The following is a 22,746-nucleotide window of genomic DNA, read 5'->3' on the forward strand; positions in this document are numbered from 1 at the left end:
GCTGCCCGAGATTACATGGGTTGCACCTTTTGCCCGATGGGGTGGGTGGCCTCGAAGTCGGCCACGAGTTGTTTGGGCGCGGTCAGGCACCACGCCTCGGCCATCAATTCAAACAGCTCCTCGGCGTCGATCCGGTCCAGGTGGACCACCACCCACCCGAACCGCCCGGCCGTGAACTGCACCTCGAACACCTCGGGCCGCTCGGTGACGAGCGCGATCTGCTCCTCGATCGTGGCCTTGAGCCCGACGGTCTCGGTCGCCTCCCACAGGTATCCGAACCCCTTGCCGTGCACCTTGAGGCCGACCCACTCCCCGGCGTGGTTCATCCGGACGTCGGGCAGCTCGTCCAGCAGCTTCAGGAACTCATCGACGGTCACAGCCATGCCGCCTGTGTACCAGACGCGACCGACACTTCCCAGCCACTTGAGCGATCGCTCAAATAGGGCTTACGCTCATTGAGCGACCGCTCAAAACGGAGAAGCCCATGCGCCTGTACATCGAGACCGTGATCAGGGCCGACCTGGAGGAGTTGTGGCAGGCCACCCAGGACCCGGCCCTGCACCAGCGCTGGGACCTGCGCTTCGGCCGGATCCAGCCCCTCCCGTCCACCGGCCCACGGCGTTTCCGCTACTCGACGTTCGGCATCAGTGGCGTCGGCGTCAGCACCGGCGACCGGGACAGCGCGGGGGGCCGTACCTCCGCGCTCCGCTTCGGCTCATCCCACCCGCTCTCCCCCATCCGCTCGGGCTCGGGCTACTGGCGCTACCTCCCGACGGAGAGCGGCGTGCGCTTCCTCACCTCCTACGGCTACCGCCCGCAGGTCCTGCCCACCCGTCTCATGTGGTGGGCCACGGCCTGGTCGTTCGACCGGCTGCGCCTGTGGCTGGAGACCGGCAGGACCCCTGAACGCGCACTTCTGCAGGCCCTCGCCGAGGCGGCCACCCGGACGGCCGCCACCGCGCTCACCGCCTGGTTGCTCGGCCCGCTGCCCGCCCTGGCGGTGCTGGCACTCGCGCTCGCCCTCCCTCCCCTGCCCGGCACCCCGGCGGCCCGCCGCTGCCTGCGCCGGCCCGTGAACCAGTTGAAGGAGCGATCATGCCCTCGATCTTCCAGCGTGCGCTCGGCCCCGCCTACGCCCGCCTCCACCCCCAGCTCCAGCGCCGCTTCGCCGTCGGCCTCGACAGCGGCGAGGCGTGCATAGGCAGCGGGGTCATGAACCGGGTCTGGAACGCCGGCCTCGTCGTCCGCCCGTTCCTGTCACTCGGCCGCCATCGCAACATCCTCGTGGGGGACACGGGCCGCGACCTGCCGTTCCGGATCGAGAACTACCCGTACGCCGACTCCCTCGGCCGCGAGACCGTCACCTTCGTACGCACCTTCCCCCGCGACCGCTTCGACGCCACCATGGTCTACGACGACACCCGCGCCCAGGTCATGGACTACCTGGGCACCCACCAGCACATAGCCGTCCCGCTGGCGCTCTCGGTTGACGACCGGGGCGGCCTGGTCATCCGTTCGGGCCGCCAGCGCCTCCTGGAGGGCCCGCTGGCCGTCCGCCTCCCGGCCGCCGCCACCGGGACGGCCGTGGTCAGCGAGCACTTCGACGACCGCGCCGGCCGCTTCACGATCGCGGTGACGGTGAGCAACCCCGTGCTGGGGCGGATCTTCGGCTACTGGGGCAGCTTCACCGCCGAGTACGTCAACGTCGCCGAGCACGGGATTCCCGCTAGCGTGAGGCCCAGGCGGGAGGAAGCCCGCCACTGAGGTGAGGAGATCGGTGGCCGACACGCGTACCAAACTGCTCGACGCGGCGCTCGACACCCTCAGGCGGCACGGGATCGCCGGCGCGTCCGCCCGGACGATCGCCGCGACCGCGGGCGTCAACCAGGCCCTCGTCTTCTACCACTTCGGCAGCGTCGACCAACTCCTGGCCGCCGCCTGCGAGCACGGCTCGACCCGGCGCGTGGCCCACTACCGCGACCGCTTCGCCGCCGTGACGACCCTGCGCGAACTGCTCGACCTCGGCCGCGCCCTGCACGCGGAGGAACGCGAGCAGGGCAACGTCGCGGCGCTGGCCCAGCTCCTGGCGGGCAGCCAGACCGACCCGAAGCTGGCCCCGGCGGTGATGACCGGGCTCAACCTGTGGATCGCGGAGGTGGAACAGGCACTCGGCAGGGTGCTGGCCAGTTCGCCGCTGGCGGAGTTCGTGGACGTGACGGGGCTGGCCAAGGCCACGGCGGCGGCGTTCGTGGGGCTGGAGCTCTACGAGGGCGTGGACGCCGACGGATCCGCCCAGGCGCTGGACGCGCTGGAGGAACTGGCGGTGCTGGTGACGGCCCTGGAGGACATGGGCCCGATGGTACGCAGGGCCGTCCGCGCCAGGCTCACTCGTAGTATCGGACCTCGATCACGTTCCCATCCGGATCACTGAAGTAAATGGCCTCGGGCGCGATTCCCCGGGCGCCGAACGAATTCGTACCGTTACCGGTGATCGGCACACCGTGCGTTTTCAGCCGTACCTGCAGCTCCCCGAATTCTTCCCGGTCGACCGACAGGCAGAAATGGTTCACCGGATGCCCGGCGCTGCCCTTCACCCCGGTGCCCTCGTCCACACCCCGTGAGGCTTCGTAGGCCATCAGGTCGAGGATCGAGTCGTCCGAGACCCGCACACTCGGAAACGACGCCTTCCCCTCACGAAACTCCTCGCCCCGCACTCCGGGCAGGCCGACCACCTGCTCGTAGAACTCCAGAGCGCGAAGCTGGTCGGAAACCCAGCAGACGAGATGGTCAAAGCGTGCGCGCATGAAAACACCTCCGCTTTTCTCTCCAATGTCTGACGCCCGAATCTACCTGTCCACCTGACACGGCAAATAGCCGCCCTCCGGAAAGACCGAATTCACGCTCAGTTGGCACCGCTGCCGCTCCGGCCCCTCACGCCTCATCGAGGCTTCGCGGCAGGCGCACCCCACACCACGGACAGTGCTTGATGACGATCCTGCCACTCCCGCCATCGCGAACAGGCAGCCCGTAGCTCCGAGACACCGGGTCATAGATGAGCACCGCGTCCGGACAGTCGAAAGGATCCGGATGCAGGTCGCAGCGTTGCTCCAACTGCCCCGTCATGTACTCACAACAGAACTCCATGGAGTTACTCCCCCATCTCAAGAGGCCGGTACGGTGTGATCGGCGTTCCACTCCCCGGCCATTGGCAGGAGCCGACATGAGCAAGATCCTGACGATAGGCATAGACCCGGCCACCGTCGACTTCACCGATTATCCGGGCCAGAACGCGGCCACGCTCACCGCCCGGATCGAGCAGAGCAACGCGACGCTGCGCGCGGAGGGCCTCGACACGGTGATATTGCTGGTCGGCCCCGACCCGGACGCGGCGGAAAGCACCCTGCGCGAACAACTGTCCCGAGCCCGCTTCGACCTGGTCATGATCGGGGCCGGAATACGGACGTCCACCGAGCACACCATGCTGTTCGAGCGCCTGGTCAATGTGCTGATCACGGAACTGCCCGGAGTCCGGCTCTGCTTCAACACCTCACCGGACACCACGATCGACGCGATCCGCCGCCTGCTCTGACTCATCCGCGAGAACGGGCATAGCGGGACGGGTCTTCCAACGTCTGAGGGGTGTCACAAACACAATGGGAGGTGATCGTGGACCCCTCGGACGAGCGAGATTTCCGCGAGTTCGTCTCGGCGCGCTCTCCTGCCCTGATGCGGCTCGGGTACCTGCTCACCGGCGGTGACCAGCACCAGGCGGAGGATCTGGTGCAGGGCGCGCTGGCGAAGCTGGCGACGAAATGGCAGCGGGTCAGCGCCCCTGAGGCGTACACGAAACAGATCATGTACCGCCAGCAGGTGAGCTGGTGGCGCTCGATCGGGCGGCGCGGCGAGGTCGTACAGGCGATGCCGCCGGATCGGGCGCAGGAGGATCGCACGCATCAGAGCGAGTTGCGCATGGTGCTGCGCGGCGCCCTGGCCAGGCTCACGCCGAGGCAGCGCGCCGTGCTGGTGCTGCGTTACCTGGAGGATCTGCCGGAGGACCGCGTCGCCGAGGCGCTCGGCTGCTCGGTCGGCACGGTACGCAGCACCGCGCACCGCTCGCTGGCGAGGCTGCGCCAGATCGCCCCCGAGCTGGCCACGGAACTGGAGGCCGCCAGATGACCCGACTGCTTCGCGACACCATGCGGGAGTGGGCCGACGAGGTGCGGGTGCCGCACGACCTGGCAGACCGGGCGCTACGGAGGCGCACCTGGCTGCCCGTCGCGGCGACCGTCCTGGCCACCGGGCTCGCCATCGTCGTCGCCGTGCTCGCCGTCGGGCTGCACGGCCAGAACACCACCGTACGACCGGCGACGAACGGGGTGAACGTGCCGGTCCGGCCCTCGGTGACGTCCACCGACATACAGGCCGACGTCGAGAACGCGCCGCCGAAGAAATTCGTGGCGGCGGGCGACGTGGCCGTCTCCGCCTACTACCTCACCTACCTGGAGAAGCTGCCCGACGGCTGGGAACGCTTCGGCCGTACCTGGCACCTGTACGACCCCCGCTCCGGCACCTACGAGAAGACGTCGTGGGCCTGGCTGGACGTCGCGCCGGGTCTCCAGCTCGCCGCGGTGCTCCAGGGAGACCGGATCGGCAAGCGGGTCGGCATCCTCGACATGAACACCCAGCAGGTCCTGACCTGGATCGACCTGGAGCACAGTGTCGGCTCGCTCGCCTGGTCACCCGACGGCACCAAGGTCCTGGCGACCGCGTACTCCCAGGTTCCGGAGCCCCACCAGAAGCCCATGGGCAAGGACGCCTTCTCCGTGCGGAACTCGGCCAGCCCGCGCATCGGCTACTACATCATCGACGTTGCCACCGGCGAGGCCGCCTACCACCCGCTGCCGCCCCTGGGCGACCAGGAGCAGCCCGGCAACGGCAACGCCCGTCAGGACCTCGGCTGGAGCCTGGACGGTTCCATGCTCTGGCAGCCCACCGACACCATGCCCGACAGGTTGTGGCTCAGCCTGGACGGCAAGCGGCAGGACGGCCCGGCCGGCGACCAGTACATCGACTACTCGAGCTGGTCGAAGCTCTCACCCGACGGCAAACGAGCGCTCAGCCGCGACCTGCCACCGTCGAAACCGGGCAGGCAACTGATCCTGCAGACGCTGGCGTGGGCCGACAACGACAACGTGCTGGTGCTGGGGTGCGCGGGCGAGTGCGAGAGCGAGTTCAACAACGGTCTCGTGCTGGTCAGCGCGGACGGCGAGCGGACAACCCAGCTCACGGGCAGCCGCGACCGAGGCGGTGACGAGGCCTGGAACTGGGTGCTCACCCGGCGCAACTGATCACACTTACCGGAGCCGAGAGGCGAGGGGCAGCCTGGCCCGGGTGATCAGCGCCGCCGCGGCCGCCAGGACAGGCAGCCCCACCACCACGGCGATCAGGAACGGCCACGGTACGGCGATCGTGGCCGGATCCCCGGCGCCATGCGTCGTCATCGGCCGGCTCAGCGCCACGCCCGTCACCGTTCCCGCGGCCAGCCCCACCAGCGCGCCGAGCGCGGAGATATAGAGTGCCTGACCGGCCACGACCAGCCGCAACGTCCTGGGCGGGGCGCCGATGGCCATCATCGTCCCGCGCTCGGACCGCATGTCGGCCGCCGCCAGACCGGTGGCGGCCAGCGTGCCACCGACGACGAGGACCAGCGCGCCCACCAGCCAGCCCCACAACCAGGGGGCGGGCACGTTGCCATAACCCGCCTCGTAGGCGACCGAGACGCGGTTGGTCACCTTGCTCAGATCGCTCACCAGCGTGGTGTCGGCCAACGACCGGTGGCCGGCGTAGAGCTGGCGCTCCACCGTGGCGAAACCCGCCTGCTCGACCAGGCCGCGCGGCAGCAGGGCACCGCCCTGGTACTCGTCGGCGGGGGTGGCCACCACCGCCGGCACTTCGAGCTTGCGCGCGGGGCCCGACGTGGAGCCGGCCCGTAGCGCCAGCTTGCCGTCGCGCACCGCGGCCGGGTCGAACACCACGGCCTTGCCTCCGGCCAGCGCCGCTGCCGCCCGCGGGTCGTGGCGCCCTTGCAGGAGCCTGAGCAGGTCCTGGTCGCCGACGGCCACCGTACGGCGTGTGCGGATCCCGTTCCATTTCACCGTGTACCGCAGCGCGTAGCGGTGCTTGCCCTCGGCGCTCCTCACCTGGTGGCCGGCGGCCAGCGGCACTCCAGGCAACCGCCGGGCCGTTTCCGCGCGTAGTTTGGTCCAGGTTTCGTCTGGCACGCTACCGCCCCAGATCGCCAGCGTGCCGGTCGGCCGCGCCGAGGTGTAGGCGTTACGCCGGTCCATGTACTCGCTCTGGGTGCCGATGCCCATGGCGACGACCGTGGCGGTAACGGCCATGACGGCCGCCACGGCGCTCGTCGTCCGGGATCGGTGACGGACCGCGTCGCGGACCGAAACCCGCAGCGGCAGCCGCAACCGCGTGGCCGCCCGTCCGGTGAACCGGACCAGCCACGGCGTCAGCACCACCAGCCCCATCATGATCAACAGCGCGGAGGCCCACACCCACACCGAGTCCGGCTGACGGCGTGCCGCCACGGTCGCGCCCAGCCCGGCCAGCACCAGAACGGCGCCCGCCAGGGGCCATCCCGACCGATCGGCCACGGCTGGCGCGCGGCCGGCCAGCACACTCGCGGGGTTCTGCCGGGCCGCCTGCACGGCGGGGACCAGCGCCGCGACGATTCCGGAGACCAGACCCAGCGCGGCGACGCCCAGCACCTGCGCCCACGGCACGTCCGCCGGCCCGACCTGCCCATCCCAGCGCGCCACGATCGGGGCGCCCAGCACTCCGGCACCGATGCCCAGCACCGTGGCCACGAGGGTGGCCGCGCCGCCGAGGACCAGTCCGTCGGCCAGCACGATCGTCCGCAGGTGCCCGGCCGAGCCGCCCTGCGCCGCGATCTCGGCCAGTTCCCGCCGCCGCCTCCTGAGCCCGACCGCGAAGGCGGGCCCGGCCAGCAGCACGGTCTCCAGCACCACCATGACCACCATGGCGCCCAGCCCGACCAGGGGCTGCCGGTCCACGGGTGAGCTACGAACCTCGGCGCGTGGCAGGTCCAGGATCATGCTGGGGGCGGTGACGTACAGACCGGCCTTGTTCAGTGCGGGCAGGTCGGTCCAGGTCACCGGCTGGGGGAGGTCGGCGAGCCAGCCGGTGCTGTGCTCGCCCGGAGACCAGATCTGTCCCTCCGGCGGCAACGGGAGATCGGGACCCACGACCTGGCGCAGCGCCGGCCGGTGCGGGTGCTCGACGACGCCCACCACCGTCAGCGGCTCCGCGCCGGACGGCCGCACGAGGTCGCCGGGCCGCAGCCCCGATGCCGAGGTCACCACGACCTCACGGGCGGCGGGCAGCCTGCCCTCGCTCAGCGTCAGCATCCCCCTGGTGAGGGGATCGCGCAGGTCGGTCTCAAGCGCGTCGATCTTCCCGGTGCCCAGGCGGAGCACGCCGACGTTGAAGGGGATCAACCGGGTGCCCGGACCGAACAGGGCCGTCACCTCGGCGGCGCCGGGTGCGGGAGTGGTCGTTCCGTCCTCGTCCGGGCGCCAGCTCGCCCCCTGGCGACTCTGGTTGAGCGCCGTCCCGGAGGGCACCTGCTGGAGGCGGGCGTCAGAGGTGCCCAGCGCGGCCACCAGGCCCTCCTGGCCAGTGACGTCCATGGTCCTGTAGAGGGTGAGAACCGCCGTGATCACGAGGACGGGCAGGCCGATCATCACCATGATGAGCGCGCTTCGCCCCCGGGAACGCCACGCGTGGCGGCGGGAGATGCGCAACGCGGCGCGAACGGCGCTCATCGGGCACTCTCCAGCGGAACGTCCGTGGTGTCGCTGATCATCCCGTCGCGGAGGAACACCACCCGATCGGCCCAGGCGGCGTAACGCGGCTCGTGGGTGACCAGCAGCACCGCCGCCCCCGCGTCACACCGGGCCCGTAAGGTCCGCAGAATCTCATCACCTGTACGCGTGTCGAGCGCGCCGGTCGGCTCGTCGGCCAGCAGCAGCCGCCGCTCACCGACCAGGGCGCGGGCGATCGCGACCCGTTGGCGCTGCCCACCGGACAACTCCTCGGGAAAGCGGTCGGCCAGGTCCTCCGCGTCGATCTCCGCCAGCACGCTCATGGCCTCCTCCCGGGCCCGGCCCGAACGCAGGCCGTCGAGCTCACGCGGCAACATCACGTTCTCCGCCGCCGTCAACGACATGATCAGGTTGAGGTCCTGAAAGACATAGCCGACGCTGCGCCGCCGCAGTGCCGCCAGATCGCGCACGGTGGCCAGGTCCTGCCCGTCGATGTGCACCGTGCCCGACGTGGGCCGGTCGAGCCCGCCCGCGAGGTTGAGCAGCGTCGACTTCCCGGACCCGGACGGCCCCATGACCGCGACCAGCTCTCCCTCTTCGACCTGGAGACTCACGCCCTTCAACGCGTGTACGGCTGTGGCTCCTTCGCCGTGAACCCTGGCCACCTCGGCCAGCCGTACGAACGTCATCTTTCCTCCTTGAGAACGGCCTCGCAGTGGTCCAGCCACCGTTGTTCGGCCTCGGCCTGGAAGATCATGGATTCGAGCACCAGCCGCTGGGCCACGCCGTCAGCGGCCGCCCGCTTGGCCTTGGTCAGTTGCTGCAGCGTGCGCATGGTCGCCGTCCGCTGCCGATGAATGACCTCGGCAACGTCCACCGACTTCGCCGCGACGGCCATGGCCAGCTTGATGACCAGTTCGTCCCTGGGCCGGTCGGTCTGGGCGACGGGTGTGCCGAACCATCGCGCCACTTCCTCCCCACCGGCCGCGGTGATCGTGTAGGCGACCCGCCCCTGCTCATCCGACTCACCCGGCTCGACCAGCCCATCCCGCTCCAGGCGCGCCAGCGTCGTGTACACCTGGCCGATGTTGAGCGGCCAGGTCGCCCCCGTCGACTCCTCGAACTCGGCCCTCAGCTGGTAGCCATGCCGAGGCCCCCTACTGAGTAGAGCGAGAAGACCATGTCTGACCGGCATGCGTACTAAGTATGCATACGCAGTATGCCCCAATCAAGCCGCCTGCCTCACAGAAGGCATCGCTCTTGGACTCACCCCTGAACTTCTGACGGCCTAACCAGCGAGCGCCGCCACGGCCCTGTCAGCAGCAGCGTGTCACCGCAGAAGTTGTAGTGGGGCTGGTCAACCGAGCCCAAGGACACGTGGAACGCTTCGTCCGGATCGCGGCCAAGGATCGAGGCACAGTGCAGCGGCACTCGCGGGCGGCACCACCAACAGCAGCCGCACCATCAACTGTTGAGCACCAACGGGCCACCCGCCACAGCCGGGGGCACTGGGCTCTTGGAGAAGTCCATGAACAGCGCGGGCTTCCACCGAGACCCCCTCGACGGGCAGCCTGGCGCATGGCTGAACTCCGAAGGCATTCCCGTCGACCTCATGGTGCCCGAGGCCCTCGCGGGACCAGGTACGAAAAACACAAGGGCAGCTCGAATTCCACCGCATGATCGTCGTGCTACCAGGCGCGCTCGAGGTCTCGAAGCTGCTGTCATCGACAACACGATCATGGCTGTCACCGCCCTCGACGCTGACGACGCCCGTGAATACCGAGTTCGAGTCGCTGGGTCTGCAGCCCTGTTGGTGGCGAAGCTTCACAAGATCGCCGAACGAGCCTCTGTTCCCCATCGGCTGAACGACAAGGACGCGCATGACGCGTACCGTGTGTTGATCGATGCTGACACCGCCGAACTGGCCGCCGCCTTCCGGTTCCTGCTCCAGGAACCCATCAGCAGCGAGGTCACGAGCGAAGCCGTTGAATACCTGACCACACTCTTCGCGGCGGGGCCGGACGCGCTCGGCTCGACAATGGCTGGACGCGCTGAGGAGGGAATCGGAGAACCTGAAACGGTCGCCTTGGCGACTTCCCTCCTCGCCGCTGATCTCGTTCAGACATTGGAGCACGGCTGAGTTGTCCCGCCCTGCCAGCGGCAGCAAATCGTACCCGGCGAGCAGCGCGAGGGTTTTGCACAGGACCCTCGTGTTTGTCTTCCTTGATCCATCCAATGTGGATCAGGTCAACTCGATCACGCCTCGCCGGAGGTCAGCCCCACTGGGCAGGCCACGCCCGTGCCGCCGATGCCGCAGTACCCGTTCGGAACTTTAAAAAGGTACTGCTGGTGGTAGCGGTTCGCCTCCTGCAATAAATCCGGAGACTCCTCGCACGGTCCTCAAGCAGTCTGGACAGCGACCACCTGCACTGCCTTCCCGCACAATTTGTTCATGTCGTCCGTGTCAGATGTCAGGACGATGGCAGGGCGGACCGAGCGCAGTGCGGTGGCCGCGACCACAGCGTCGATGGCGTACTTGTGACCGTGCAGGCGGGCATCTCGAAGAAGCTCGATCGCTCGCGAAGAGATGTCCTCCGTCACCGGCTCAATCTTCAACCGAGACAAGTACCACCTGAGACGATCACTTTTGACCCGAACGTCTTGCGCCTCGATCGGCGTCATGGCACTGACCACAACCCGGAAATCGTTGTCCTGCGCCTCCCGTACGAACGCCGTCACCCGCTGGTCGGCCTCACACCACTTCACCAGCCCTTCGCAATCGAGAACGACGGTGCCCGCACTCAACCGGCTTCGTGCGCGCGCCATCCGTCCTCCTCCTGGAGTTCGGGCGCCGACTTGACGCGGCGGAACAACTCCGCCGCCTCATCACGCAAGGACTGCGGGATCGGCCCAGAAGCAGCCTCGTTTGCCTGCAGAGCCTCCTCCAGGAGATCCCGCTCGATCTGACGCTCCACAGCGGCATCGACGTAGGCGGAGAACCCGCGCGCTCCGACCCGCTCCCGGACGGCGCGAATGTTGCCCGTTCTCAGGGACACACTGACCTTGGCGGCCGGGCCGTCTCCCGGGGCGAAGTCTCGCTCTGGCATGCTCATGGACTCAGCTTACTACTCGAAGTAGCAAAATACCGGGCCCTCGCTGTGCGCATAAGCCGACCGCTATGCCCGCCTACGCCTCGCCAAGACGTCAGGCCGACCGGACAGGCGACGCCAATTGCTGGTGGCAGCACTCGGTTCAACGCAGCAATAGCCGTCTATTCCGCATCCTTAGGGTGTCGGGGAGATGCGTAGATCACTCAAACGGTACGAGTGGTGTCGTCAACGACGTATCGCACGCGACCACCGCTGGTGACCTCAAACTCCCACTGCTCCAGATCCTCGCCGTTGTGACGATGAGTCGCGAGGTCGCCGCGCAGACGATGTTGCCGATCGTGACCGGCGCCGGTGCGAGGATCAACCCGCAGCGTCTCGAAGCATCGACGCGTATTGGCCAAGGCATGACGGCACAGTTCTTCCCACCCCCGGACGGCTTCTCCGGTGCCGAATCGAACGTCCCATTCGCCATCTGGAGGCGGGACCGTAACCCGATCACCGCGCTTCGGGCTCATGCGGAGACCTGCACCGGCCCGAAATCACCGCTCGTAGCCTTACGAGCCTCGGCGTAGTGCGCAGGATCCGCCTTGATTCTGGCTGTGGCCCGCCATGCCGCTATGACTTCCTGAGTTGTGGCATCGACATCCAGCTCAGCCGCATCGGAAAGCGCCTCAACCAGCTCCAAGGTGAAGGCGCGAAGCTCGTCCGAGGCAAGGTGACGCACCCAGGGGAAGACATCCGGCATGGCCAGGACCAGAGCGCGCGCAGTGGGATCATGCTTGATCAGAGCAAGGAACAGCCGGGACGCAGTCGCCAGCGTCTGATCGCGCTCTTCCTCACGGTCTACCGCAGTCAGGTAAAAATCAGCAGCGTCGCGATGGGTAACACGCACACGCCCCAGGCGTACAGCACGCTCTGCGACGGCCCGAGGGTTCCTGGACAGATCAGAGAACGTGACGGCGTCGGCGTGGCTCGCACTCATACCTTCAGGCTATGTCAGAAGACAATCTGATGTCGAGGAAACGCTCACACGACCCTCGACAGCTCCTGATCTCGCCGGGCTCCATCGGGCCAGATCACCCGCACAGGGATTTTCCGCGCCAACTCCAACGCAGCTACCGCAAGCCTCCCGAGTCGTTGCGTCTGCTGGCAGGCCGCATGGGCATATAGACGTCGGCCCGTCAAGGGGGCTCGTGTGCGCACCAGCCGTGCACACCGGCCCCCTTCGCCGTTTCTACGGTCGCAGTGATGCGGGACCTACGGTCCTCGCCTCGCAAACATCGAGGCTGCGACCTTGAAGGACGGGTGAGACGGCGTATGGCGTCGATCGGCGAAGCGAACCAGATCGATCATCAAGCGCAGAGAAGATACGGGGTCTGGGATCCCGACCAACGGCGCGAGGCATGGGACCTGGATCGCTCCGCATCCCGGTGGATCGTATTCTATGGGCCGTACACCCGGCAGTTCTATGCCATCGCCGCGTGGCCCTCTCCGTGTCCGCTCGTCCTGAGCGCCGGCGACACCGCGGGACTGCGTGACCTCATGCACGAGGCAGAGACCGCTCACACCTTCGCCCAAGGCCCGAAGACGGCATGACGGCACGCAACACGTGGCGGCAGAAGGGAACTCGCGTCCAAATCTCCAGCATTGAGCACAGCCCGATGACGACACGAGCGCTCGCGCCATTGATCACCGGCCACACCGGCGTGGTCATCGCCGTCATGAGGGACGGTCGCCTCGCCTTCGTCAGCCTTGACGGAGAGCACTGTGATCTTCCGAACGGAATACGACGCTGGATGCTGCATTGGGATGATCTCACCGAGTTGCACCCGCATCCCGGTGGGCCGGGGCTGAGGAACGAAGCCCTGGACCGTCGATCGCCCCCGGCCGGAAACGAAGATCAGCCAGGCTCTGGCGATCGTGAGGCCGATCCGGAGTAAGACGTTCCGGCCTGTAGACGTGACTGCGGGCGGCTTGGCCGCTCCCGCCGGGACCGGCCCCCAGGCCGCATGCCCGGCGGGGAGTGCGGCCGGTTTGCCGCCCGCGCGGCGGCGCGACAGCGCCGACGCCTTGACCCTGTAATGAAGGTTGTCGCCGAAAACGGCTCTGGCCCACGATCGGAGCCGGACGAGCCGGACGATCACGGGCCAGAATCTAACTATCTCCGCAGGTCTACGCCTCGCCGGAGGTCAGGCCGACCGGGCAGGCCACGCCTGTCCCGCCGATCCCGCAGTACCCGTTCGGAACTTTGAAAAGGTACTGCTGGTGATATTCCTCGGCGTAGTAGAACGGGCCGGCCGGGGCTATCTCTGTGGTGATGTCGCCGTAGCCCGAGTCCTTGAGTACTCGCTGGTACGACTCTCGCGACGCCTCGGCCGCCTTCTGCTGTTCCGGTGAGTGGTAGTAGATGGCCGAGCGGTACTGGGTGCCGACGTCGTTGCCCTGGCGCATGCCCTGGGTGGGGTCGTGGGCCTCCCAGAAGACGCGCAGCAACTCCTCGTACGACACCTTCGTGGGGTCGAAGACGACTCGTACGGCCTCCGTGTGGCCTGTCTGGCCGGTGCAGACCTCTTCGTAGGTGGGGTTGGGGGTGTGGCCGCCCTGGTAGCCGACGGCCGTCGTGATGACGCCCGGGGTTTGCCAGAAGATGCGTTCGGCGCCCCAGAAGCAGCCGAGGCCGAAGTCGGCCACCTCAAGGCCCTCCGCGTACGGCGGGGCCAGCGGGGCGTCCAGGACCGCGTGGCGGGCCGGGACCGGCATGGGGTCCTGGCGGCCCGGGAGGGCGTCCTCGGGTCGGACCATCGATGTCTTGTTGCCGCCGAACAGCCAGCCCATGGTGCTACCTCCGCTAGGTCGGTTTCAGCCTACACACCCCTCAACACTTAAGGATGTCTACACATTTCCGCTTAGAAGAAGGAGTTTGCCATAAAACCATGTAATGTCCGAAGATTGGTTTCATGCCTGACCTTCGGCGTGGTGTGTTCTTCGGGATCGCCGCCTACACCATGTGGGGACTGTTTCCCCTCTACTGGCCTCTGCTGAAGCCCTCGGGGGCCGTCGAGATCCTCGCCCATCGCATGGTGTGGTCGCTGGTGATCGTCCTCGCCGCGCTGGCCGTGCGCAGGCACTGGTCCTGGATCAAGGAGCTGGCACGGCAGCCGCGTAAGCTCGCCCTGCTGAGCGTCGGGGCCGTCTTCGTGACCGTGAACTGGGGCACCTACATCTACGCCGTCAACTCCGGGCACGTGGTGGAGAGCGCCCTTGGCTACTTCATCAACCCGCTGGTCAACGTGTTGTTCGGGGTCGCGTTGTTGCGGGAGCGGCTGCGTCCGCTGCAGTGGGCGGCCGTGGGGGCGGGGGCGCTGTCGGTGGTGGTGCTGACGGTCGACTATGGGCGTCTGCCGTGGATCGCGCTCACCCTGGCCTTCAGCTTCGGCATCTACGGGCTGGTCAAGAAGCGCGCCAACGTGGCGGCCACCGAGAGCCTGGCCGTCGAGACGCTGGTGCTGCTGCTGCCCGCCCTCGGCTACCTGCTCTTCCTGCAGACGACCGGCGGCGCCACCTTCGGCCACGACGCGCCCTGGCACGCGCTGCTGCTGGTCGGAGCGGGGGTCATGACGGCGCTGCCGCTGCTCTGCTTCGGCGCGGCGGCCATCCGGGTGCCGTTGAGCACGATCGGGCTGCTGCAGTACATCGCGCCGATCCTGCAGTTCTTGTGCGGCGTGCTGATCTTCAAGGAGGTCATGCCATCCAGCCGGTGGATCGGGTTCTCGATCGTGTGGCTGGCTCTGGCGATCTTCACCTACGACAGCCTGCGGGCGGCACGGATGACCCGTACCGCCCGCAAAGCCCAAAAAGCCCAGGAAGCCCAGGAAGGGATGCCTCAGCCGGAGCGCTCGACCACGTAGTCGCAGAGCGCCAGGAACGCGTCCTTGGCGGGGATGTCCGGCAGGCCCGAGATGTCGGTACGGGCCCGGTTCACCCACTCGTCCAGCTCCGCCCGCGCCCGCTCCATCCCGGAGTGGGCGCGCAGCAGCGTCAGCGCTTCCTCGATGTCCTCCTCGGCCACCGGACCCGACAGCAGGGCCGTCAGGCGCGGGGAGTCGCCGGCCGCCAGGGCGTACAGGACAGGAAGTGTCTTGACGCCCTCGCGCAGGTCCGTGCCGGGCGTCTTGCCCGACTGCGCGCCGGAGGAGGCCACGTCCAGCAGGTCGTCACCGAGTTGCCAGGCCACCCCGATCGCCTCGCACGCCCTGCTCAGCCGCTCCTCCACGTCCCCTGCCGAGCCCGACAGCAGCGCGCCGAAGCGGCCGGAGGCGGCGATCAGCGAGCCGGTCTTGTCCGACAGGACGCTGAGGTAGTGGGCGATCGGGTCCTCGCCCTCGCGCGGGCCCACGGTCTCGCGGATCTGGCCCTGTACGAGCCGGGAGAAGGTCTGGGCCTGGATGCGGATCAACTCGGGGCCCAGGTCGGCCAGGAGGTCCGAGGCCTGGGCGAACAGGTAGTCGCCGGTGAGGATGGCCACGGTGTTGTCCCACCGGGCGTTGGCGGAGGCGGAGCCGCGGCGTACCGCGGCCTCGTCCATGACGTCGTCGTGGTGCAGCGAGCCCAGGTGGGTCAGCTCGATGACCACGGCGCCGGGCACCACGCCCGGCGCCGACGGGTCGCCGAACTGCGCGGCCAGCAGCACCATCAACGTACGGAACCGCTTGCCGCCCGCCTCGATGAGGTGCTTGGACGCCTCGGTGACGAAGGCGTCCTCGCTCTCCACGGACGAACGCAGCAGCTTCTCGACTGCGGCCAGACCGTTGGTCACATCCTGCGCCAACCGCTCGTCCGCAATGGGAAGGTCAACTACGGGAGGCGCAGACATACGTGATCCCCTTATCTAATGAACAGGCTGCTGGCAGCGTCGTTGGCAACACCGAGCACGGACTCCGGATAGAGGCCCACTCCTACGGTAACCAGCAGGGAAACAGCAATGACCGCCACGGTCCCCATACTGGGTGCCGCGATCGCCGGACCGTCGGCCGCCGGCTCGCTGAAGAACATCAGCACGATCACGCGGACGTAGAAGAACGCCGCGATCGCGGAGGCCACCACACCCACGACGACCAGGCCGGCCATCCAGCCGCCCATGGCGTCGCCGGGCTGCGTGCCGCTGTTCAGCGCGGCGGTGAAAATGGCGTACTTGCCCATGAACCCGCTGGTCAGCGGGATGCCCGCGAAGGCCAGCAGGAAGAAGGCGAACACCCCGGACAGGACGGGAGCGCGCTTGCCGAGGCCGGCCCAGCGCGACAGGTGCCCCGCCTCGCCGCCCGGGTCGCGCACCAGCGTCAGCACCGCGAACGCGCCGACCGTGGCGATGCCGTAGACCGCCAGGTAGAACAGGATCGCCTTGAGCGAACCCGCGTTGCCCTCGGCGGTGCCGTACGTGGCCATCACGCCGACGAGCAGGAAGCCCGCGTGCGCGATGGACGAGTACGCGAGCATACGCTTGATCTCGGTCTGCGTGATCGCCAGCACCGAGCCCACGATCATCGTCAGGGCGGCGACGCCCCAGACGACCGGCCGCCACTCCCAGTCCAGGTTGCCCAGACCGACCCAGAACACCCGCAGCACGGCCCCGACGGCCGCCACCAGCGTGCCGGAGGCCATGAGGGCGGTGATCGGGGTCGGAGCGCCCTGGTAGACGTCCGGCTTCCAGGCCTGGAACGGCGCCGCGCCGATCTTGAACAGCAGGCCGACGCCGAGCAGCGCGAGCCCGATCAGCAGCAGCGGGTCGAGCGCGGTGCCCGCGGCCATGGCCTGGTTGATGCCCGGCAGCGAGACGGTGCCCGCGAAGCCGTAGATCATCGCGGTGCCGTACAGGAAGAACGCCGAGGAGAACGCGCCCAGCAGGAAGTACTTCATCGACGCCTCCTGCGACAGGAGGCGTCGCCTGCGGGCCAGGCCGCACAGCAGGTACAGCGGCAGCGACATGACCTCAAGGGCCACGAACATCGTCAGCAGGTCGTGCGCGGCCGGGAACAGCAGCATGCCGCCGACGGCGAACAGGACCAGCGGGTACACCTCGGTGTGGCCGGTCCCGTTGTCGTGGGCCTCGGCCTCCTCCTCGTCGGCGCTGCCCGGTACGGCCGCGGCGGAGGCCACGAAGTGCCCCTCGTCGTTGATCAGCAGCACACAGACGAACGACAGGACGAGGATGACGCCCCAGATGAACAACGACGGCCCGTCCACCGCGATGGCGCCCATGGCGGAGGCCGTGGTGGACACCTGGCCGCGCAGCGCCTGCAGCAGGACCAGCGCGAACGCGCCGGCCAGGCTCAGCAGGGTGATCGGCACGTGGAAGGACTTGCGCAGGTAGCGCGGCGCGAAGGCCTCGACGAGCACGCCGATGATGGCCGCGCCGAAGACGATCAGCAGCGGCGCCAGCGTGCCGTACTCGATCGTCGGCGCTTCGATGGCGGGGTTCACTGACCTGTCCCCTTCTCAGCGATGGTGGAGGTGGGTACGTCCACGTTGGTCAGCGTCTGTTGCACTGACGGGTTGATCACGTTGAGCAGCGGCGCGGGGAAGAACCCGAACCCGATGATCAGAGCGACCAGCGGAGCCAGCACCCAGACCTCGCGGGCGTTCAGGTCCTTGAACGCCTTGACCGGTTCGGCCGTCGGGCCGTTCATGGTCCGCTGGACCATCCACAGGATGTAGACGGCCGCCAGGATCACCGCCACCGCGGAGATGATCGCCGCCACCGTCAGCGCGCCAGAACCGTGGGCGGCGCTGGAGTACGTGCCGATCATGACCATGAACTCGCTGACGAAGGACGACAGGCCCGGCAGCGAGAGCCCCGCCAGACCGGCGACCAGGAAGAAGCCCGCCAGCACCGGCGCGACCTTCTGCACGCCTCCGTAGTCGGAGATGAACGGCGAACCGCGCCTGGCGATCAGGAAGCCCGCCGCCAGGAACAGCGCGCCGGTGGCGAAGCCGTGGTTGACCATGTAGAGCGCCGCGCCGGACTGGGCGACGCTGGACATGGCGAACACGCCCAGCACGATGAAGCCGAAGTGCGAGATCGACGTGTAGGCGATGAGCCGCTTCATGTCGGTCTGCCCGATGGCCACGATCGCGCCGTAGATGATGCTGATGATCGCCAGTACGACGATCGGCATCGTGAACGACTTGGCCGCGTCCGGGAACAGCTCCAGGCAGAAGCGCAACATGCCGAACGTGCCGACCTTGTCCAGCACGCCCACCAGCAGCACCGCGGCACCGGCCGGAGCCTGGGCGGCCGCGTCGGGCAGCCAGGTGTGCACCGGCCAGAGCGGCGCCTTGATGGCGAAGGCGATGAAGAAGCCGGCGAACAGCCACTTCTGCATGACCGGGTCCTGGATGACCCCGACGAGCTCGGGGAACATGAACGTCTGCTTGCCCGCGACGACGTACAGGCCGATGACCGCGACCAGCATGAGCAGGCCGCCGAACAGCGAGTACAGCAGGAACTTGACGGCCGCGTACGACCGCTGGGCGCCGCCGTACGACCCGATCATGAAGTACATCGGGATCAGCATGGCTTCGAAGAAGACGTAGAACAGGAAGATGTCGGTCGCCGCGAAGACGCCGATCATCATCGTCTCAAGGACGAGCAGCAGCGAGAAGTAGGTCTTGACCGACCGCTTGGGCGTGATCAGCGTGCCGTCGGCGGTCTTCACGCCGTCGGCGTCGTGCCAGGAGGCCAGCACCACGATCGGCACCAGCACCACCGACAGCGCGATGAGCACCAGCGCCACGCCGTCCACGCCGACCCCGAACTTCACGCCGAAGCTCGGGATCCAGTTGTACTCGGAGACGAACTGGAAGCGATCGCCGTTCGGCTTGAACCCGGCGGCCATGACGCCCGTCAGGACCAGTGTCAGCAGCGAGACCAGCAGCGTGACCTGCTTGGCCAGCTTGTCACTGCCCTTGGGAAGCAGGGCCACCACGATGGCGCCCACCACGGGCACCGCCATGAGTATCGGAAGCCAGGGCATCAGATGTTCCCAACGAGGAGCAGGGCGCCGGTCAGCAGGGCGGCACCGATGAAGATGGACAGCGCGTACGTTCTGGCGAAGCCCGTCTGGACCCGCCGAAGGCGCCCGGAGCTGCCGCCGATGCCCGCCGCCAGACCGTTGACGATCCCGTCGATGCCCCGGTTGTCGAAGAACACCGCGATGCGGGTCAGCCACTGGCCGGGGCGCATGAAGAGCGACTCGTTGAGCGCGTCACCGTACAGGTCACGCCGGGCGAACGTGGTGAGGAAGGAGCCGCGCGGCTGCACCGACGGCACCTCGACCCGGCCGTACTTCATCCAGGCGATGATCACGCCGACCGCGACCAGTCCCAGCGTCGCCAGACCGGACGGGGCGAAAGGCGCGAAGTGCGGCAGTTCCTCCGGCTGTCCGACGGCCGGGGCCAGGAACAGCAGCAGGCGGTTGCTCAGGACGAGGTAGGCGCCCAGGCCCAGCGCGCCGAGCGAGAGGATCATCAGCGGCACCGTCATCACCAGCGGCGACTCGTGCGGGTGCGCGTCCTTGTCCCAGCGCTTCTCGCCGAAGAAGGTCATGAAGACCATCCGCGACATGTAGAAGCCGGTGATGCCCGCGCCCAGCACGGCCAGCCAGCCCAGGATCGGCGCGTGGTGCACCGCGGTCTCGATGATGCCGTCCTTGGTGAAGTAGCCGGACAGCAGCGGGAACCCGATGATCGCCAGGTAGCCGATGAAGAACGTGATGAAAGTGATCGGCATGAACTTGCGCAGGCCGCCGTACTTCCTCATGTCCACTTCGTCGTTCATGCCGTGCATGACCGAACCGGCGCCGAGGAACATGTCGGCCTTGAAGAAGCCGTGCGTGATCAGGTGACCGATCGCGAAGGCGTATCCCGCGGGGCCGAGGCCCGCGCCGAGCATCATGTAGCCGATCTGCGACATCGTCGAGCCGGCCAGGCCCTTCTTGATGTCGTCCTTGGCACAACCGATGATCGCACCGGCGAGCAGCGTGGCCGCGCCGACGATGGAGACGGCCAGCGCGGCGCCCGAGCCCTCGGGGAAGAAGAACGCCCCGGAACGGACCACCAGGTAGACACCGGCGGTGACCATGGTCGCGGCGTGGATGAGGGCCGAGACCGGGGTCGGGCCCTCCATCGCGTCCAGCAGCCAGGACTGCAGCGGAAGCTGCGCCGACTTACCGCACGCGCCCAGGAGCAGCAGCAGGCCGATGGCCAGCGTGGTGCCGTTCTCGACACCCGTGGTGTCGAGGTCCTTGAAGGCGAGGGTGCCGAACGAGGTCCAGATGACGAACATGCCGACCAGCAGGCCGAAGTCGCCGACGCGGTTGACGACGAACGCCTTCTTGGCGGCGGTCGCCGCCGTCGGCTTGAACTGCCAGAACCCGATCAGCAGGTACGAGGCCAGGCCCACGCCCTCCCAGCCGATGAACAGGCCCACGTAGTTGTCGGCCAGCACCAGCAGGAGCATCGCGGCCACGAACAGGTTCAGGTAGGCGAAGAACCTGCGCCGGTGCTCGTCGTGCGACATGTAGCCGACCGAGTAGATGTGGATCAGCGATCCGACACCGGTGATCAGCAACGCGAAGCTGATGGACAGGGGGTCAATCAGCAACCCCATGTTGACCATGGCCGCTTCACCGGGCATGCCCGGGATGAATTCGTACAGATGAACGGCCCTGCGGCGCTCCTCCGCCCCGAACCCGATCAGCTCGAAGAACGCCAGCACCGCCACCACGAACGAGGCGAGGGACATGGCCACGCCGAGCAGATGGCCCCAGCGGTTGGTGAGCCGCCCCGACACCAGCAGGATGAGCGCCCCGACCAGTGGAAAGGCGATCATCAGCCAAGCGACTCCGATCACCCCACCGGTGTGCGGCGCGATCTCAGCGATATGAGATTCCACCAGTCACCTCAGTACTTCAGCAGGTTCGCGTCATCGACGGACGCGGACCTGCGGGTTCGGAAGATCGTCACGATGATGGCCAGGCCGACGACGACCTCGGCCGCGGCCACCACCATCACGAAGAACGCGATGATCTGGCCTTCCAGGTTGCCGACCTGACGGGAGAACGTCACGAAAGCGAGGTTGCAGGCGTTGAGCATGAGCTCCACGCACATGAACACCACGATCGCGTTCCGCCTGACCAGCACGCCGATCGCGCCGATCGCGAACAGCAGGCCGGACAGTACGAGGTACTGCGTCGTCACTTGGTCACCTCATTGCTCTCGGCGTCCCGCTCGGCCTCGGTCGGCGCCTTGTCGTCCTCGGCCGTGTGCTTGATGGCCTCGGCGAGCTTGGGGTCCTCCGGCAGATGGTCGTGCTCGACGTCGTAGCGCGCGATGTAACGGTTGACCGAGGACTCCGCGACCGACCCGTCGGGCAGCAGCGCCGGCATGTCGATGGCGTTGTTCCTGGCGTAGGTGCCGGGGCCGGGCAGCGGCGAGGGGCGGTCACCGAGGAAGCGGGCGCGGGACAGGTCCTTCTGCGTCTTCTTCTCGGTGAGCTGCTCGCGGTGCGCCAGCACCATCGCGGCCAGCGCGGCGGTGATCAGCAGGGCGGAGGTGATCTCGAACGCGAAGACGTACTTGGTGAACAGCAGCAGCGCGATCGAGCGGATGTATCCGCCGCCCTGCGTGGCCGCCGCCAGTCCGGTCTCCGGCGCGAAGATCACGTTGCCGATGGCCAGCACGATCAGCGCCAGGAAGCCCAGGCCCGCGATGATGGCCCAGAAGCGCTGGCCCTTCAGCGTCTCCACGAAGGAGTCCGAGGAGTCGACGCCGACGAGCATGAGCACGAACAGGAACAGCATCATGATCGCGCCGGTGTAGACGATGATCTGCACCGCGGCCAGGAAGGGCGCGTCCTGCACGGCGTACAGGACGGCCAGGCAGAGCATCACGGTGCCGAGCATCAGCGCGGAGTACACGGCCTTGCGGCTGAAGACCATGCCGAGTGCGGCGCCGACGGAGACGACGGCGAGCACCCAGAATGTGATGGTCTCACCCATTGGTCCGCCCCAGCCGGTAGTAGTCCTCTTCGGTCTCACCGAGTCGCATGGGGTGCGGCGGCTGCTCCATGCCCTGAGTCAGGGGCGCGAGCAACATCTCCTTGGTGTAGATGAGGCTCTCGCGGCTGGTGTCGGCCAGCTCGTACTCGTTGGTCATGGTGAGCGCCCGGGTCGGGCAGGCCTCGATGCACAGGCCGCACAGGATGCAGCGCAGATAGTTGATCTGGTACGTGCGCCCGTAACGCTCACCCGGCGAGAACCGGCCCTCTTCGGTGTTGTCCGCGCCTTCGACGTAGATCGCGTCGGCCGGACACGCCCAGGCGCAGAGCTCACACCCGACGCACTTCTCCAGGCCATCGGGCCAGCGGTTGAGCTGGTGACGCCCGTGGAAGCGAGGAGCCGTGGGCTTCTTCTCCTCCGGGTAGTTCGTCGTGACGGGCTTTTTGAACATCGTGTGGAAGGTGACCCCGAAGCCCTTGACGGGGTTCAGCCAATCAGTTAGTCCCACTGGGAATCTCCTTGCGCTGCACCCCGTGGTAGTGCGGCAGGTCGAGCGGCGGCACAGGGAAGCCACCGGCCGTCGGCTCCTCGGACAGTTGCTCGAACTCGGCGTCCACCTGTGCCTTCTGCGCCTCCTTGCGCCGCTGGTTGACGGTGTCGAACCGCATCCAGATGGCCAGCGCGCCGATCACGACGACCGCGCCGAGCCCGATGCCGAGCGGCGTG

27 protein-coding genes and 2 pseudogenes are annotated in these 22,746 nt (G+C 67.8%); 10 read left to right on the forward strand and 19 right to left on the reverse strand.

The features are described from left to right. Positions 1–11: 11 nt before the first annotated feature. Complete coding sequence (locus AB0I81_RS58425) at positions 12–383, reverse strand: MmcQ/YjbR family DNA-binding protein (protein ID WP_360678066.1); 372 nt, start codon at positions 381–383, stop codon at positions 12–14. A gap of 101 nt (positions 384–484) precedes the next feature. Here AB0I81_RS58425 and AB0I81_RS58430 point away from each other — a divergent pair, with 101 nt between their 5' ends. The 3 genes from AB0I81_RS58430 to AB0I81_RS58440 are packed head-to-tail and all read left to right on the forward strand — an operon-like array spanning position 485 to position 2,431. Next, complete coding sequence (locus tag AB0I81_RS58430) at positions 485–1,201, forward strand: hypothetical protein (RefSeq protein ID WP_360678068.1); 717 nt, start codon at positions 485–487, stop codon at positions 1,199–1,201. After that, a complete protein-coding gene (locus AB0I81_RS58435) occupies positions 1,096–1,764 on the forward strand; it encodes a DUF4166 domain-containing protein (RefSeq protein WP_360678070.1) in 669 nt (222 codons plus the stop codon). The genes AB0I81_RS58430 and AB0I81_RS58435 overlap by 106 nt, the downstream gene beginning before the upstream one ends. 13 nt (positions 1,765–1,777) lie before the next feature. Next, positions 1,778–2,431 carry a TetR family transcriptional regulator gene (locus AB0I81_RS58440; RefSeq protein WP_360678072.1) on the forward strand — a complete coding sequence of 218 codons (654 nt, stop codon included), beginning with the start codon at positions 1,778–1,780 and terminating at the stop codon, positions 2,429–2,431. Here the strand turns inward: AB0I81_RS58440 and AB0I81_RS58445 are convergent. After that, the gene (locus AB0I81_RS58445; protein WP_360678076.1) at positions 2,385–2,804 is read right to left on the reverse strand and encodes a VOC family protein; all 420 of its coding nucleotides are present in this window, start codon (positions 2,802–2,804) and stop codon (positions 2,385–2,387) included. The genes AB0I81_RS58440 and AB0I81_RS58445 overlap by 47 nt on opposite strands. Positions 2,805–3,220: 416 nt before the next feature. On the opposite strand from AB0I81_RS58445, the gene AB0I81_RS58450 reads away from it, so the two are divergent. The 3 genes from AB0I81_RS58450 to AB0I81_RS58460 are packed head-to-tail and all read left to right on the forward strand — an operon-like array spanning position 3,221 to position 5,348. Continuing rightward, the gene (locus AB0I81_RS58450; RefSeq protein WP_360678078.1) at positions 3,221–3,589 is read left to right on the forward strand and encodes a hypothetical protein; all 369 of its coding nucleotides are present in this window, start codon (positions 3,221–3,223) and stop codon (positions 3,587–3,589) included. Positions 3,590–3,639: 50 nt separating this feature from the next. Then, a complete protein-coding gene (locus AB0I81_RS58455; protein WP_360678080.1) occupies positions 3,640–4,176 on the forward strand; it encodes a SigE family RNA polymerase sigma factor in 537 nt (178 codons plus the stop codon). Then, on the forward strand, positions 4,173–5,348 hold the full coding sequence (locus AB0I81_RS58460; RefSeq protein WP_360678082.1) for a hypothetical protein: 1,176 nt from the start codon (positions 4,173–4,175) through the stop codon (positions 5,346–5,348). The genes AB0I81_RS58455 and AB0I81_RS58460 overlap by 4 nt, the downstream gene beginning before the upstream one ends. A 6-nt stretch (positions 5,349–5,354) precedes the next feature. On the opposite strand, the gene AB0I81_RS58465 is transcribed toward AB0I81_RS58460, so the two are convergent. Genes AB0I81_RS58465 through AB0I81_RS58475 form a run of 3 tightly spaced genes read right to left on the reverse strand, consistent with a single transcriptional unit; the run spans position 5,355 to position 9,051 of the window. Then, the gene (locus AB0I81_RS58465; protein WP_360678084.1) at positions 5,355–7,856 is read right to left on the reverse strand and encodes an FtsX-like permease family protein; all 2,502 of its coding nucleotides are present in this window, start codon (positions 7,854–7,856) and stop codon (positions 5,355–5,357) included. Beyond that, on the reverse strand, positions 7,853–8,545 hold the full coding sequence (locus AB0I81_RS58470) for an ABC transporter ATP-binding protein (protein ID WP_360678086.1): 693 nt from the start codon (positions 8,543–8,545) through the stop codon (positions 7,853–7,855). Before AB0I81_RS58470 ends, AB0I81_RS58465 begins: the two co-directional genes overlap by 4 nt. After that, positions 8,542–9,051 (reverse strand): PadR family transcriptional regulator, encoded by a 510-nt coding sequence (locus AB0I81_RS58475; protein ID WP_360678088.1) that lies wholly within the window; start codon positions 9,049–9,051, stop codon positions 8,542–8,544. Before AB0I81_RS58475 ends, AB0I81_RS58470 begins: the two co-directional genes overlap by 4 nt. Positions 9,052–9,384: 333 nt before the next feature. Here AB0I81_RS58475 and AB0I81_RS58480 point away from each other — a divergent pair, with 333 nt between their 5' ends. Continuing rightward, entirely contained in the window at positions 9,385–9,996 is a 612-nt protein-coding gene (locus AB0I81_RS58480; RefSeq protein ID WP_360678090.1) for a hypothetical protein, read from the forward strand. 116 nt (positions 9,997–10,112) lie between these two features. On the opposite strand, the pseudogene AB0I81_RS58485 reads toward AB0I81_RS58480, so the two are convergent. The 5 genes and pseudogenes from AB0I81_RS58485 to AB0I81_RS58505 form a co-directional block, all read right to left on the reverse strand. Continuing rightward, positions 10,113–10,211, reverse strand: a pseudogene (locus AB0I81_RS58485) (peptide-methionine (S)-S-oxide reductase); the annotation flags it as partial. Positions 10,212–10,256: 45 nt separating this feature from the next. Then, positions 10,257–10,682, reverse strand: coding sequence for a PIN domain-containing protein (locus AB0I81_RS58490; RefSeq protein ID WP_360678092.1), 426 nt, complete (start codon positions 10,680–10,682; stop codon positions 10,257–10,259). Further along, positions 10,658–10,969, reverse strand: coding sequence for a hypothetical protein (locus AB0I81_RS58495; protein WP_189142160.1), 312 nt, complete (start codon positions 10,967–10,969; stop codon positions 10,658–10,660). The genes AB0I81_RS58490 and AB0I81_RS58495 overlap by 25 nt, the downstream gene beginning before the upstream one ends. 200 nt (positions 10,970–11,169) lie before the next feature. Beyond that, positions 11,170–11,481 carry a hypothetical protein gene (locus AB0I81_RS58500; protein ID WP_360678094.1) on the reverse strand — a complete coding sequence of 104 codons (312 nt, stop codon included), beginning with the start codon at positions 11,479–11,481 and terminating at the stop codon, positions 11,170–11,172. Continuing rightward, on the reverse strand, positions 11,478–11,948 hold the full coding sequence (locus tag AB0I81_RS58505; protein WP_360678096.1) for a hypothetical protein: 471 nt from the start codon (positions 11,946–11,948) through the stop codon (positions 11,478–11,480). Before AB0I81_RS58505 ends, AB0I81_RS58500 begins: the two co-directional genes overlap by 4 nt. A gap of 335 nt (positions 11,949–12,283) precedes the next feature. On the opposite strand from AB0I81_RS58505, the gene AB0I81_RS58510 reads away from it, so the two are divergent. Next, positions 12,284–12,562 carry a hypothetical protein gene (locus AB0I81_RS58510; protein ID WP_360678098.1) on the forward strand — a complete coding sequence of 93 codons (279 nt, stop codon included), beginning with the start codon at positions 12,284–12,286 and terminating at the stop codon, positions 12,560–12,562. After that, the gene (locus tag AB0I81_RS58515) at positions 12,559–12,906 is read left to right on the forward strand and encodes a hypothetical protein (RefSeq protein ID WP_360678099.1); all 348 of its coding nucleotides are present in this window, start codon (positions 12,559–12,561) and stop codon (positions 12,904–12,906) included. The genes AB0I81_RS58510 and AB0I81_RS58515 overlap by 4 nt, the downstream gene beginning before the upstream one ends. Positions 12,907–13,138: 232 nt before the next feature. On the opposite strand, the gene msrA is transcribed toward AB0I81_RS58515, so the two are convergent. After that, positions 13,139–13,801 (reverse strand): peptide-methionine (S)-S-oxide reductase MsrA, encoded by a 663-nt coding sequence (msrA, locus tag AB0I81_RS58520; RefSeq protein WP_360678101.1) that lies wholly within the window; start codon positions 13,799–13,801, stop codon positions 13,139–13,141. A 122-nt stretch (positions 13,802–13,923) separates the two neighbouring features. Here msrA and rarD point away from each other — a divergent pair, with 122 nt between their 5' ends. Next, positions 13,924–14,874: an EamA family transporter RarD gene (gene rarD / locus AB0I81_RS58525; protein ID WP_360678103.1), complete on the forward strand. Its 951-nt coding sequence runs from the start codon at positions 13,924–13,926 to the stop codon at positions 14,872–14,874. On the opposite strand, the gene AB0I81_RS58530 is transcribed toward rarD, so the two are convergent. The 8 genes and pseudogenes from AB0I81_RS58530 to AB0I81_RS58565 form a co-directional block, all read right to left on the reverse strand. After that, positions 14,850–15,839: a polyprenyl synthetase family protein gene (locus AB0I81_RS58530; protein WP_360678105.1), complete on the reverse strand. Its 990-nt coding sequence runs from the start codon at positions 15,837–15,839 to the stop codon at positions 14,850–14,852. The two genes, rarD and AB0I81_RS58530, sit on opposite strands and share 25 nt — an antisense overlap. Positions 15,840–15,850: 11 nt before the next feature. Further along, complete coding sequence (nuoN, locus tag AB0I81_RS58535) at positions 15,851–17,443, reverse strand: NADH-quinone oxidoreductase subunit NuoN (RefSeq protein WP_360678107.1); 1,593 nt, start codon at positions 17,441–17,443, stop codon at positions 15,851–15,853. Continuing rightward, positions 17,440–18,996, reverse strand: a complete 1,557-nt coding sequence (locus tag AB0I81_RS58540) for an NADH-quinone oxidoreductase subunit M (RefSeq protein ID WP_360678109.1) — start codon at positions 18,994–18,996, stop codon at positions 17,440–17,442. Before AB0I81_RS58540 ends, nuoN begins: the two co-directional genes overlap by 4 nt. Further along, a complete protein-coding gene (gene nuoL, locus AB0I81_RS58545; RefSeq protein WP_360678111.1) occupies positions 18,996–20,852 on the reverse strand; it encodes an NADH-quinone oxidoreductase subunit L in 1,857 nt (618 codons plus the stop codon). Before nuoL ends, AB0I81_RS58540 begins: the two co-directional genes overlap by 1 nt. Positions 20,853–20,923: 71 nt before the next feature. Further along, positions 20,924–21,220: an NADH-quinone oxidoreductase subunit NuoK gene (gene nuoK / locus AB0I81_RS58550; RefSeq protein ID WP_360678113.1), complete on the reverse strand. Its 297-nt coding sequence runs from the start codon at positions 21,218–21,220 to the stop codon at positions 20,924–20,926. Further along, the gene (locus AB0I81_RS58555) at positions 21,217–22,020 is read right to left on the reverse strand and encodes an NADH-quinone oxidoreductase subunit J (protein ID WP_360678115.1); all 804 of its coding nucleotides are present in this window, start codon (positions 22,018–22,020) and stop codon (positions 21,217–21,219) included. The genes nuoK and AB0I81_RS58555 overlap by 4 nt, the downstream gene beginning before the upstream one ends. After that, the gene (gene nuoI / locus AB0I81_RS58560; RefSeq protein ID WP_360678117.1) at positions 22,013–22,528 is read right to left on the reverse strand and encodes an NADH-quinone oxidoreductase subunit NuoI; all 516 of its coding nucleotides are present in this window, start codon (positions 22,526–22,528) and stop codon (positions 22,013–22,015) included. The genes AB0I81_RS58555 and nuoI overlap by 8 nt, the downstream gene beginning before the upstream one ends. After that, a pseudogene (locus AB0I81_RS58565) lies at positions 22,515–22,746 on the reverse strand (NADH-quinone oxidoreductase subunit H); the annotation flags it as partial. The gene nuoI and the pseudogene AB0I81_RS58565, both read right to left, overlap by 14 nt.

It is taken from the genome of Nonomuraea sp. NPDC050404 (assembly GCF_040655495.1).
Classification (GTDB): Bacteria; Actinomycetota; Actinomycetes; order Streptosporangiales; family Streptosporangiaceae; genus Nonomuraea.